The sequence below is a fragment of the Luxibacter massiliensis genome (assembly GCF_900604355.1).
Taxonomy (GTDB): Bacteria; Bacillota; Clostridia; order Lachnospirales; family Lachnospiraceae; genus Luxibacter; species Luxibacter massiliensis.
Map to the genome: position 1 here is coordinate 2,946,948 of NZ_UWOE01000001.1, position 12,335 is coordinate 2,959,282.

The 12,335-nt window shown below is 43.3% G+C and carries 11 protein-coding genes; 1 reads left to right on the forward strand and 10 read right to left on the reverse strand.

What is annotated here, in order from left to right:
- Positions 1-7: 7 nt before the first annotated feature.
- From EFA47_RS13555 to EFA47_RS13565, 3 genes are all read right to left on the reverse strand, one after another.
- The gene (locus EFA47_RS13555) at positions 8-1,072 is read right to left on the reverse strand and encodes a sensor histidine kinase (RefSeq protein WP_122643762.1); all 1,065 of its coding nucleotides are present in this window, start codon (positions 1,070-1,072) and stop codon (positions 8-10) included.
- 9 nt (positions 1,073-1,081) lie between these two features.
- Positions 1,082-2,713 carry a response regulator transcription factor gene (locus tag EFA47_RS13560; protein ID WP_122643763.1) on the reverse strand — a complete coding sequence of 544 codons (1,632 nt, stop codon included), beginning with the start codon at positions 2,711-2,713 and terminating at the stop codon, positions 1,082-1,084.
- Between the two features lie 141 nt (positions 2,714-2,854).
- On the reverse strand, positions 2,855-4,456 hold the full coding sequence (locus EFA47_RS13565; protein WP_122643764.1) for a hypothetical protein: 1,602 nt from the start codon (positions 4,454-4,456) through the stop codon (positions 2,855-2,857).
- Between the two features lie 164 nt (positions 4,457-4,620).
- Between EFA47_RS13565 and EFA47_RS13570 the strand changes: the two genes are divergently transcribed.
- The gene (locus EFA47_RS13570; RefSeq protein ID WP_122643765.1) at positions 4,621-5,100 is read left to right on the forward strand and encodes a hypothetical protein; all 480 of its coding nucleotides are present in this window, start codon (positions 4,621-4,623) and stop codon (positions 5,098-5,100) included.
- A gap of 198 nt (positions 5,101-5,298) precedes the next feature.
- On the opposite strand, the gene tuf is transcribed toward EFA47_RS13570, so the two are convergent.
- The 7 genes from tuf to EFA47_RS13600 form a co-directional block, all read right to left on the reverse strand.
- Positions 5,299-6,492: an elongation factor Tu gene (gene tuf, locus EFA47_RS13575; protein WP_122643766.1), complete on the reverse strand. Its 1,194-nt coding sequence runs from the start codon at positions 6,490-6,492 to the stop codon at positions 5,299-5,301.
- Positions 6,493-6,611: 119 nt separating this feature from the next.
- Positions 6,612-8,729: an elongation factor G gene (gene fusA, locus EFA47_RS13580; RefSeq protein WP_122643767.1), complete on the reverse strand. Its 2,118-nt coding sequence runs from the start codon at positions 8,727-8,729 to the stop codon at positions 6,612-6,614.
- A gap of 16 nt (positions 8,730-8,745) precedes the next feature.
- Positions 8,746-9,216, reverse strand: a complete 471-nt coding sequence (gene rpsG / locus EFA47_RS13585) for a 30S ribosomal protein S7 (protein WP_178044060.1) — start codon at positions 9,214-9,216, stop codon at positions 8,746-8,748.
- A gap of 13 nt (positions 9,217-9,229) precedes the next feature.
- Positions 9,230-9,376 carry a hypothetical protein gene (locus EFA47_RS19910; RefSeq protein WP_164690005.1) on the reverse strand — a complete coding sequence of 49 codons (147 nt, stop codon included), beginning with the start codon at positions 9,374-9,376 and terminating at the stop codon, positions 9,230-9,232.
- Between the two features lie 168 nt (positions 9,377-9,544).
- Entirely contained in the window at positions 9,545-9,964 is a 420-nt protein-coding gene (gene rpsL, locus EFA47_RS13590; RefSeq protein WP_122643769.1) for a 30S ribosomal protein S12, read from the reverse strand.
- 280 nt (positions 9,965-10,244) lie between these two features.
- The gene (locus EFA47_RS13595) at positions 10,245-10,796 is read right to left on the reverse strand and encodes an IbrB-like domain-containing protein (protein ID WP_122643770.1); all 552 of its coding nucleotides are present in this window, start codon (positions 10,794-10,796) and stop codon (positions 10,245-10,247) included.
- On the reverse strand, positions 10,784-12,115 hold the full coding sequence (locus tag EFA47_RS13600; protein WP_122643771.1) for a phosphoadenosine phosphosulfate reductase: 1,332 nt from the start codon (positions 12,113-12,115) through the stop codon (positions 10,784-10,786). The genes EFA47_RS13595 and EFA47_RS13600 overlap by 13 nt, the downstream gene beginning before the upstream one ends.
- Positions 12,116-12,335 lie beyond the last annotated feature (220 nt).

Here is a 12,335-nt window from a genome sequence, read left to right on the forward strand (position 1 = left end):
TCTGCTCCTATTCTCTGTTTATCAAAAGCGGGAGGATGACTTCCGTGCTGGTCATCACATTTTGCGTACTGTTTAGGATCAAGCCATACCGGTTTCCAAAATTCAGTTTGATGCGTTTATTAATATTAATCAGGGCTATCCCTGCATGCTGCCTCCCGCCCTGGATATCGTACTCCTCAAGGCCCATTTCCATTGCCTTATTGAGAAGCTCCAGCCGTTCTTCGCTCATTCCCACGCCATTATCCGTCACTGTAATGACCAGCCGCCGCTCTGTCACATAGGCGGTAACTTTTACCCAGCCGCCTTCAACCTTTTTCTCTAATCCATGTACGATGGCATTCTCCACAAGAGGCTGTATCACCATACGGGGCACCATATATTTATTAACAATTTCTTCATCTATGTCAAAAAAATATTGGAACTTATGATTAAACCTGAACTGCTGTATTTTCATGTAATTAGATATATTATCCATCTCCTGCCAAAAGGGCAGCAATTCATGTTTATCTGATATCATGTTCCTAAAGACCCTGGATAGGGCCTCAGTTATATCTGAAATCTCCTCCATATCGTGCAGCAGCGCATAACCCCTGATAGAGTCCAATGCATTATATAGAAAATGAGGGTCAATCTGCGTCTGCAGGGCATAAAGCTGGGCCTTTCTACGCTGTTTTTCCTCGATCCTTTTTTTGTCATACATTAGCTTCTGCTGATTGAGCAATTCCTGAAGTGTGGTTTCAATAGATAAGCCACTGTTAGCAGAATTATATAGAAAATCCTCTGACCTCACTGTTTCTTCATGCTTCTGTATTTTTTCTTCCAGGTTCCACATGGGTGCAATGATAGTATAGTAATCTATCACACTGTTTATAATTCCAGCAAATATAAAGCACAATGCCAGCTCCCTATAAGTCAGCGCCCCAATAACCGAATCCTTTAGAAACAGAGCTCTGGAATGATTCAGCCAGATACCGAAACCAAATACAATAGCCGACAGAACTACAAGATTCAAAAATAAAACTGTTATTACCTTTTTACTGGATAAGTGTTTCCAGTTTCCCCACTTTCTCATACAGATTTTTTAACCCCTGCCCTTTCCAAGATGGCGGCTCCGGTATTCCGAGGGTGTAATACCCACACACTTTTTAAAAATGCGGGAAAAATATTTTGTATTGCTGAATCCAGACTCCTCTGCAATATCCATAACGCTATATTTAATCTCCTCTTTCAGCATTCTTTTTGCAATGTCAATCCTGTACTGGTTCAAATAATCGAGGAAATTAATCCCCTCCTCTTTTTTGAAAAGTCTGCTTAAATATACTGGGGACAGATTAACGATATCCGCAACCCCAGATAAAGAAATATCTTCCCGGTAATGCTCCGCAATATAACTCTTGGCTATTCTGATGGCAGGTGTTATTTTATTTTGCTCAGACAACTGATTCTTCTCAATCAAGGTTTTAATATCCCTGATCAGAATCCTGGGGTACTCGCTGGAAACAGGCGCCTGTATAAATTTGGCTCTATACTTAAGCCATATCTGTTTCTCTGTCTCTGTATAAATACCAATATTGCTGAAATAAGCATAGATCTTTCCCACAAACGCCATAAACAGCTTATACAGCGCCAGCGGATTATCTTCTGCCACATAAAATGCCTTGGAAAACATGCTGCGGATACTCATAGATATTTTATTCATATCCAAAGACTGCAGCGTTTCTTCAAACTTTATAGTATGAATATCCAATGTGTCTGGCAGAGGGCAATCTGCATCCGCCACACAGCTCGAAGTAATAATTTGTTTATTCTCCAATGATGTACGGATCAGGATACTAACATGCATTTCATCAGTGGACTCCCCGATTGCTGATAGCTCCGGCTTTGCCCCTCCTTCACAGATGCAAAGCCTTAAGTTTTCAAATTTTTCTATCTGGTGCCTGCTCTTCTCCAGCTGCATCAGCATACAATCCTTTATAGATTCCTCCTTTTCCCCCGGATAATTCAAGAGAAAGAAAACTATCTGATTCTGCATACATTCAAGAATTTCAAAACATACCTCCCTCAGAGAATTTCTGAGCTCCTTTTGTACCTCCCTGAGCATTAAACAGTTAGCCTGCCCTTCCTCCAATGTATTAGTGCCATCCAGGATCAGCGCAGCCATCCTAAAATGGCCTTGTTCAAATTTTGTCATGTACCGCTGGTTTATCTGAATCAAATCAAGCGTATCTTCCTCATACTCATTTCTTAGAATAGATTCCAAAAAAGATTTCTTTATTTTCAGCTTACTGGAGTCCAGCTCCTCCTCTATTTTTCGCAGACGGTTCTCATTCTGCCTGTCCTCCGCCAGTCCCTTACAGACCCTGCCTATTACCTTTTCCAGTTCTTCTTTATTAATCGGCTTCAGCAGATAATCCTCCACATTATTGCGCATAGCGCCTTTCGCATAGTCAAACTGCTTATGTCCGCTGACAACAATAAACCGGACCTTCTTGTTAAACTCCCGGATCTTGTCCATAAATTCTATCCCATCGTATCCAGGCATCCTGACATCTACGATAATTAAATCCGGCTTAATCTCCTCCACAAAATGAAGGGCCGTGATTCCGTCATTGGCAGTTGCCACAACCTCCATATTATATTTCTCCCAATTAACAAGCTTCTGAATCAATGCCACCACATAGATTTCATCATCCACTATCATCACTTTAAACATAATATACCCCCATACAGATATACATTCTGTAAATCATTCTAGCAGATTTCCAATTATCCGACAACTAAATGTGGCACTTGTCCATTTTTCACTTCCTGGCTTTCAGTCCCTTCTTCTTTTAATATTATCCAGGAGAAATATTTAAAAAAACATCCTATAGCAGAGGAATATAAAAACCGCCGCCGTACATGCGGCAGCAATTGTAATCATTATCTTATCTTTTCTGCTCTTTTGCCTCGTTACTCCCTCTGGTTCCATGGCCGCTCCCCATGGACTGTATTTCTGGAGCGCCAATGCCAGATCACGCCTATTTCCCAGGTGAACGGCTTCCAAAAACTCCCTCCAGTTTTTCTCCAGAAGCCGCATTCCTGCAAGCAGCTCTTCATGGGATGTCTGTCCGCTTTTAAGCATCTGGAAAAAACCTGCCGCCTCAGAATAGCGCCTGTCATTGCCATAGGCCGCATCCTGTTTTTTCTCCATAAAAATCCTATAAGCGTACTCTATCCCTTCCTCCACAGCTTTTTGTGGGTTCCGTGACTTCTCATATGCATTCGTCGTATGATAGTACACTTGGTAAGATGCCTTCTTAGACAAATAATGATCCACCAGCTGCTGGACGGCACTTTTTACGGGTACGCGAAGAGAACTATTTTTCCCCAAAACGTTATCTGACATGACCTGGCTTTTTATGACTGTTACCGCTGCTAAAAGTCCAGGCAGCTCATCATTTTTAGCGCTAAAGCCAAAACCAGGGTTATCCAGCAGCTTGCCCTGTCCGGCCAGATGTCTGCCAAAACTGTTGGCAGCGGTCATTTCACGCGCTGTGTACAGAACCGTTCTCCGGCCTGAAAATATGGAATTTTTTTCACGCTGGCTCATTGTATTTATAGCTGTGTCCCTCTGGCTCATAAGCAGTTCCTGTGTTTTTTTCTGGTTATGGTAGGACTGGTTAATTTGAATCCCTCTGCCCCCGGCAGGACTATAAATACTTCCCTCTTCTGGGGAAACCCTTATACTCCCCCCCTGCCTGCTGCTGGCCGGTTGCCTGGCCGTCTCTTGGGCTAAATCCAAGGTAAATAACCGGCCGTGCCCTAAGCCTCCCCTTTGGCCTTTCCCAAATAATTCCCTCAATGCTTTTGATGATATAGTTTGGCCTGTTGTCTGCTTATACAGGCTGGCCTTTACATTCTCGGCAGCTTCTTTTTGCCCCGTATTTTCAAAAAGGGAAATTAACTCATGCAAATTATTCTCAAGCAATAGATTTAGTTTTTCCCCCAGCACAGATTCCAGCCTGCTAAGCTGTACTGCCTGTTCCTGTCCTGCGGTATGCAGCAGCACAGATTCTAAAAGCGCCAAATAAAGCTCCGATAACTCCTTGAGCTGTACTGATATATCTCCCCCTGCTGCTGGGAACCAATTTAAAAGCTGGTTCCACAGTTCACTTTCCATCTCCAATACCCATTTGATTTGGGCATTCTCCAATATCCTCCCTTCTGTGCCAAACCATTTGCTTTTGAGAGACAATTCCGGTGTATCCTCTGTTTTCTCCTGATACTCTTCTTTTTCTGAATTGCTCTCCTTTAATTCTTTTTTAACTTCCGCATTTTGCTTTGCCGCCTCTGCGATGAACATCTCCCCGGCCTGCAGCTCTTTGGTTTTCCTAATTATCCTGCTCTCTGCCTCTGTTTTAGCTGCAGACAATGCCTGGGCCGGTTGGCCCCCCATTTCTTTAACTGATGGCATACCTACCCCTCCTCATTGCACCGTATGTCATATCCTTTATCTATAATCTATAGTTTTCAGGCCTGTATCTGCACAAAAACGAAAACAAAGTACCCACATAAAGGATACAAATTATTCCCATTTTAGATATACCTACATATACTGTTAAAAAGGACTTTTTGATTATGCCTAATTATTCGACTTATGTACCTGTTACGGGAATCATCCGAAGCATAACGCCCTTTTCTGAGGAATGCTGCAGCCAGTTAATCAGCCTGCTGACCAACGATGGTATTATAAACTTTGTATCTTCTCCAGATACTTATGTTGTCAATAATACCTTCTTAATCCCCGGAATGCGCGTAACTGCATTTTATGATTCTAACCTGCCGGTTCCAATGATTTTCCCACCTCAATACCGTGCTGTAGTTATCAGTCCTGTTTCATTGCAGGGACAAATTGCAGTCAATTATTTTGATGAAAACCTACTTGCTGCGGATAGATCCCTACAATTAAATATCGGCCCAAATACAAATGTCGTAACGGCAAACGGCCAAAGATATAACTGTTCTATTGGGGGAAACACATTAATTGTATTTTATAATATCGCTACCACGAGCCTGCCCCCACAGACTACACCCCGTAAAATCATTGTGTTATGCTGATAGTAAGAAGGAAGCCTGCCAAAGCAGTATTTTCTCTGCCTGGGGCGGGGCCCATGAAGGATATCATTCCACTCCGCCACAGTGGGAACCAGTACACGAAGTGTGTTTTGTGTTATAGGGAAGTTCAGAGAACTTTCCTATAACATCAAAAAAATCCCGGAAACCGAAGTTTCCGGGATTTTTATATATTCACTATGATTATTCGATAATCTTAGCAACCTTTCCTGATCCAACTGTACGTCCACCCTCGCGGATAGCGAATCCAAGACCCTCTTCCATTGCTACTGGATGAATCAGCTCAATTGTCATCTCTACGTTATCTCCAGGCATACACATCTCTGTTCCTGCTGGAAGCTCGCAAACACCTGTAACGTCTGTTGTTCTAAAATAGAACTGTGGTCTGTAGTTGTTGAAGAATGGTGTATGACGGCCACCCTCATCTTTTGTCAGGACGTAAACCTGAGCTGTAAATTTCTTGTGGCATTTTACTGTGCCTGGTTTGATAAGAACCTGGCCTCTTTCAATCTCTGTTCTCTGAACGCCACGAAGCAGGGCTCCGATATTGTCACCAGCCTGAGCCTCGTCAAGCAGTTTACGGAACATCTCGATACCTGTAACAACAGTCTTCTTGATATCTTCATGGATACCAACGATTTCAACTTCATCAGACACGTGCAGAGTACCACGCTCTACTCTACCTGTAGCAACAGTACCACGTCCTGTGATAGAAAATACGTCCTCTACAGGCATCAGGAACGGCTTATCTGTATCACGCTGTGGATCCGGGATCCACTCATCTACAGCATCCATAAGTTCCATGATCTTGTCTCCCCACTCGCTTGAAGGATCCTCAAGAGCTTTCAGGGCTGATCCCTGGATAACCGGAGTATCATCTCCTGGGAACTCATATTCATTGAGCAGCTCACGGATCTCCATCTCTACTAATTCAAGAAGTTCTTCATCATCTACCATGTCACACTTATTCATAAATACTACGATATATGGCACACCTACCTGACGTGACAGGAGGATATGCTCTTTTGTCTGAGCCATAACACCATCAGTAGCAGCAACAACCAGAATTGCACCATCCATCTGTGCAGCACCTGTGATCATGTTCTTTACATAGTCAGCATGTCCTGGGCAGTCAACATGTGCATAGTGGCGCTTCTCTGTCTCATACTCAACGTGTGCTGTAGAGATTGTGATTCCACGCTCTCTCTCTTCTGGAGCCTTGTCGATATTTTCGAAATCTACCGCTGCGTTTCCTGCAACTCTCTCAGAAAGAGTCTTGGTGATTGCAGCTGTTAATGTTGTCTTACCATGGTCAACGTGGCCAATGGTACCAATATTAGCATGTGGTTTTGTTCTTTCAAATTTAGCTTTTGCCATTTTGAATAATCCTCCTTAATATAGCACCTGTTCCCAGGTATTTTATTAGTTTTCGTTTTTACTCGGCTAACTCTGATTATATTTCAAAGTCCCGTGTTTTTCAAGCCTTTTTATTACATTTAGTCATTTTTGTTGGATAACACTTTTTCCTGGACAGACTTAGGTACTGGCTCATAACTCTCAAAGAACATGGAGTAGTTACCACGTCCCTGAGTTCTGGAACGGAGATCTGTGGAATATCCAAACATCTCAGACAATGGTACATATGCACGCACAATCTTGCCGCCGCCTAAATCATCCATACCTTCAATACGCCCGCGCCTGGAATTGATATCTCCAATGATATCTCCCATATATTCTTCAGGCATTGTCACCTCAACCTTCATGATTGGCTCAAGGAGTACTGGAGAAGACTTCTTCATGGCATCCTTAAATGCCAGAGATCCAGCAATGTGGAATGCCATCTCACTGGAGTCCACCTCATGGTAAGAGCCGTCGTAAACTGTCGCATGGACACCTACAACCGGGAATCCGCCCAGTACACCGGACTTCATTGCCTCTTCAATACCTTCACCTACTGCAGGAATATATTCTTTTGGTATAGATCCGCCGACAACGGTTGAATCAAACTTGTATATCTCTTCCCCGTTGACATCCATAGGTTCAAATTTAACTTTACAATGTCCGTACTGTCCACGTCCGCCTGACTGTTTCGCATATTTGCTGTCTACATCAACCGGTTTTGTAAAGGACTCTTTATAAGCTACCTGAGGAGCGCCTACATTGGCCTCTACCTTAAACTCACGCAGAAGTCTGTCAACGATAATCTCCAGATGGAGCTCACCCATACCAGCAATAATTGTCTGGCCTGTTTCCTTATCTGTATGCGCGCGGAATGTAGGATCTTCCTCTGCCAGCTTAGCAAGTGATTCACCAAGTTTACCCTGTGAAGCCTTCGTCTTTGGCTCAATAGCGAGCTCAATAACAGGTTCTGGAAATTCCATGGATTCCAGAATAACCGGATGCTGTTCATCACAGATTGTATCACCTGTTGTGGTGAATTTAAACCCGATTGCCGCTGCAATGTCACCTGAATATACTTTATCAAGTTCCTGTCTCTTGTTGGCATGCATCTGAAGGATACGGCCAACACGTTCTTTCTTGCCCTTTGTTGCATTCAGTACATAAGAGCCTGAATTTATAGACCCTGAGTACACTCTGAAGTAAGCCAGTTTACCTACAAACGGGTCTGTCATAATCTTAAATGCCAATGCAGAAAATGGCTCTTCGTCAGAAGAATGCCTAACAACTTCGTTTCCGTCAGGGTCAACACCCTCGATTGGCGGAATGTCTGTAGGAGCAGGCATATATTCCAATACTGCATCCAATAATTTCTGTACGCCTTTGTTCCTATATGCAGTACCGCAGCATACAGGGATTGCAGTACACTCGCAGGTAGCCTTTCTCAAAGCCGCTTTAAGGGCATCTACAGAAGGTTCTTCACCTTCCAGATATTCCATCATCAGATCGTCGTCCAGCTCACAGATCTTCTCTACCAATTCTGAACGGTACAGTTCTGCTTCGTCCTGCATTTCTTCTGGAATGTCAACTACGGAAATGTCCTCGCCTTTTTCATCATTATAGATATAAGCCTGCATCTCCATCAGGTCAATGATACCTTTAAATTCATCCTCTTTGCCGATGGGCAGCTGAAGACAAATCGTATTCTTACCAAGCCTGGTTTTGATCTGGTCTACTGCATTATAAAAATCTGCACCTAAAATGTCCATCTTATTAATAAACGCCATTCTCGGTACATTGTATGTGTCTGCCTGGCGCCATACGTTTTCTGACTGAGGTTCAACACCACCCTTAGCACAGAACACACCTACAGCACCATCCAATACACGAAGTGAACGTTCAACTTCTACAGTAAAGTCAACGTGTCCCGGTGTATCAATAATATTGATACGGTGCTCCAGGGCACCTTCCTTTGGCTTTGTCTTTTCTTCCAAAGTCCAATGGCATGTTGTAGCAGCTGAAGTAATCGTGATACCTCTCTCCTGTTCCTGCTCCATCCAGTCCATGGTAGCAGTACCTTCGTGAGTATCACCAATCTTATAGTTTACACCAGTATAATAGAGGATACGCTCTGTCAATGTCGTCTTACCGGCATCGATGTGGGCCATAATACCAATATTCCTGGTTCTCTCTAATGGATATTCTCTTCCAGCCAAGATTTTTTCCTCCTAATTAAAAGCGGTAGTGGGCAAATGCTTTATTTGCCTCTGCCATCTTGTGCATATCTTCTTTCTTCTTTACTGATGCACCTGTGTTGTTAGATGCATCCAGAATTTCATTAGCCAGCCTCTCCTCCATTGTCTTTTCGCCTCTTTTGCGAGAATACAATGTCAGCCAGCGAAGTGCGAGAGCCTGTCTCCTGTCTGCCCTTACTTCAATAGGTACCTGATAGGTAGCTCCGCCGATACGTCTTGCCTTAACCTCAAGTACTGGCATGATGTTATTCATAGCTTCCTCAAACACGTCAATAGCCGGTTTCTCAGCTTTCGCCTCAACCCGCTCAAATGCTCTGTATACAATCTTTTGTGCTATACCCTTCTTACCATCTAACATGATATTGTTGATAAGTTTGGTAACAACTTTATTGTTGTATATTGGATCCGCTAATACATCTCTTTTTTGAGTATGTCCTTTACGTGGCACGGTCCTTCCCTCCTTAATCACTATTTCCGGTCTGCGCCGGGATTAATTCATCGGTACTCACATGTGTCTTTCTATGGAAATCGCGCTTCATGTGCTCGTGGCCGCGGGACTTATCTATTCTTCCACATCCTGGCCCATAGGCCCTTGTCTTTTGTGGCATTTAATCCGCAACCTACGATAATCATAGTTCTGTTTGTGATACGATTTAACTATTTAGTTACTTTCCTGCTAAGTCTGCAAAATGCTTTATCTGCTTTCACAGAAAACACTCGCGAATCTCCAAAAATCCTCTTCACCTGATTTTCAAATCAGAAAAATTATTCCCGGATTATTTCGCGTCTTTTGGCCTCTTAGCGCCGTACTTAGAACGAGCCTGCCTTCTCTTAGCGACACCTGCCGTGTCAAGCGTACCTCTGACAATATGGTATCTTGTACCAGGCAGATCCTTAACTCTTCCTCCACGGATCAAAACAACACTATGCTCCTGAAGGTTGTGTCCCTCACCAGGGATATAGCTTGTTACTTCGATTCCGTTAGAGAGGCGGACTCTGGCGATTTTCCTCAGAGCTGAGTTAGGCTTCTTAGGTGTTGCAGTCTTAACTGCTGTACACACACCCCTCTTCTGTGGTGCGGATACATTGGTAGCACGCTTCTTAAGAGAGTTGTATCCTTTCTGAAGTGCTGGTGCTGTAGATTTCTTTTCAGAAGTCTGACGTCCCTTTCTAACTAACTGGTTAAATGTTGGCATTCTTTTTCACCTCCTATGATTCTTTCGTCGCCTTTCCATCTATATGGAAAGGGGTTGCAGATAACCGTAATTATCTTTTTACGCGCCAAAAAATCGTACCTTTTTGTGCACGCTAAATCAGTTTATTACGTTTTTATGGGAAAGTCAAGGGATTTCCCTTGATTTTACTATTTATTTTCTGGCCCGCACGTTTAGGGAAAAATATATAAAACTATTAGGGTATGCAGCCATGCTGTACCCTTGCTCACACCGAGCGGCTAATGGCTCCCCGGAGGTAAAACTACTTTTTTGATTCTTCAGACTCCTCAAACAAGCTTTCATCCACCACTTTCCAGGCTTTCCCAAACTCTCTGTCCGCAAAGAGCTCCGTCAGGCCTGTCAGCTGCTTCAGCCGTAAAATCTCCTCTCTCTCCATCCCAAGATGTTTGGCCATCCAGGCGTCAGAACGTCCCAGTTCATGAAGTTCCCTCACAATATTACTCATAAGGTCCACATTATGGCTGCCCCTTGCCCGGTTGTGCCGTATGGTACTGGCCATGCGCCGGTCAATAGGCTTATTGATGACCGAAACAGGAAGCAGGCCGTTCTCCCGCTCATAAATATCAGGATAATCAAGCATTATCCGGTATCTGTGAAAACCGTCAACAATAATATATACATCTCTCACCTTATCATAGTAACAGACAATCGGCATAGTATACCCATCCTCATGGATACTGTCATAGAGCAGCTTTAATTCTGGCGGGGCAACTGAATTAGGATTATATGTATTTGGTTCAATTTTATCAATCGGAACCTGGATGATATTATACACGGGACTTACGTAAGGCATGATTTTTCTCCTAACTCTCCATATTTTTGTTTTAAGCTTTTGACTGCAAGGCGCTGCTCCCTGGTAAGCCCAAATCCCATAAAACGGCAATTATGGTCATTTTTCAGAATACAAAAACACATTCTTTTCCAACTGGGGATATCCCTGGTAGATTTAATATTATCTGTATGGTCCGGAATTTTTTCCAGAAAGATAATTCTTGAACTTTTCATCAGGGTGTAGTTTGACACACCATTGCGTCGGATACGGTATCCCTTCTCTTCCAGTTCCTGGATCGTCTTTTCCTCCAACCCTCCGCCAACTGTATGCCAGAATTTAATGGATGTGTTAAATTTCTCGATATACCTGTTCCTCAGTTTGGCCGGAAGCGTGGCAAGCAGGAAACGGGTATAGGATTCCCAGTTATGCCCTTCGGGCAATGTAATATTCCTGTAGCCTAAAGCTTTCGTCCGGCCATAGATGGCTCCGAAATTTGCCCCTCTGACCCGGCCTATTAATTTTACCCAGATTTCCGGGTCAATTACTCTATAAAGATTCAGGCTTTCCTTTGCATAGTCATTAAAAGGCGAAGCAACCCGCATCTGTTCCGGTTTTAATCCCGCCATATAATATAAGTCATAAAGCTTATTGTAATCGTATCCCAAAACAGCATTGGCATGCCAAACATCTCCCACTGTCCAGTCATACATGGGAGAGGCGACCCACACATTTTTAAACTGCTGGCTTATCCAGCATGTATTCTTATAGCCATACTTCCTGTTAAGAAATCCTACGTAGCGCTGCTGTGATTCATCGGCGCGCATCCCAAGCAGGCAGACTGTACGCTTATTCTGATGGGAGATCCTATACCAGCGCCCAAACTGTTTTGACAAGTCCTCCTGGTGCATTTTATAGCGGTATGTAGTCATAGGATTGTTCTTAAGGTTAATCACATATGGATGTTTCGGCATAGGCCTGACCCATGCCTGCTCCTTTGTGTCATCCCATGGATACCAGTACATCTCATAGCTGCTGAGGGCGGTTCGGGTGGCCATAGGAAGACAGAGCCAATAAAGTTCAGCATCATTCTCAATTCTGGAAAATGTGCGCTCTATATATTCTGTAGTTACACTGTACTGCGCCTCAAAATCTTGATGAAAAACCCCAATACGGCGTCCCGGGTAATATTTTTTTTGAAAATCCAGGACTATATTTAGTAGTAATCCACTGTCTTTGCCCCCTGAAAAAGAAACAAAGATATTGTCAAATTCTCCAAACAAAAAGTGAAGGCGTGCCTGAAGGGCATCATAAACATTCTCAGTCAGATATTCTCGTTTCATACGGCTCCCTTCTATAATATTTTGTCAAATAAATATAGCCATAGGGTACCCTGGCTTTTTCCATTATATTCCAATTTTAGACAAAATTCAACAATCCACTGAGCGCCAAAGGAACTGTATATCGTCAGAAAATAGATATCCCGTGCCCCATCCCCTCCCTCTTAGCCCTTAAGCAAAAAAATAGGGAAGAACCTCTGCCCAAGCAGATTTCTTCCCTATT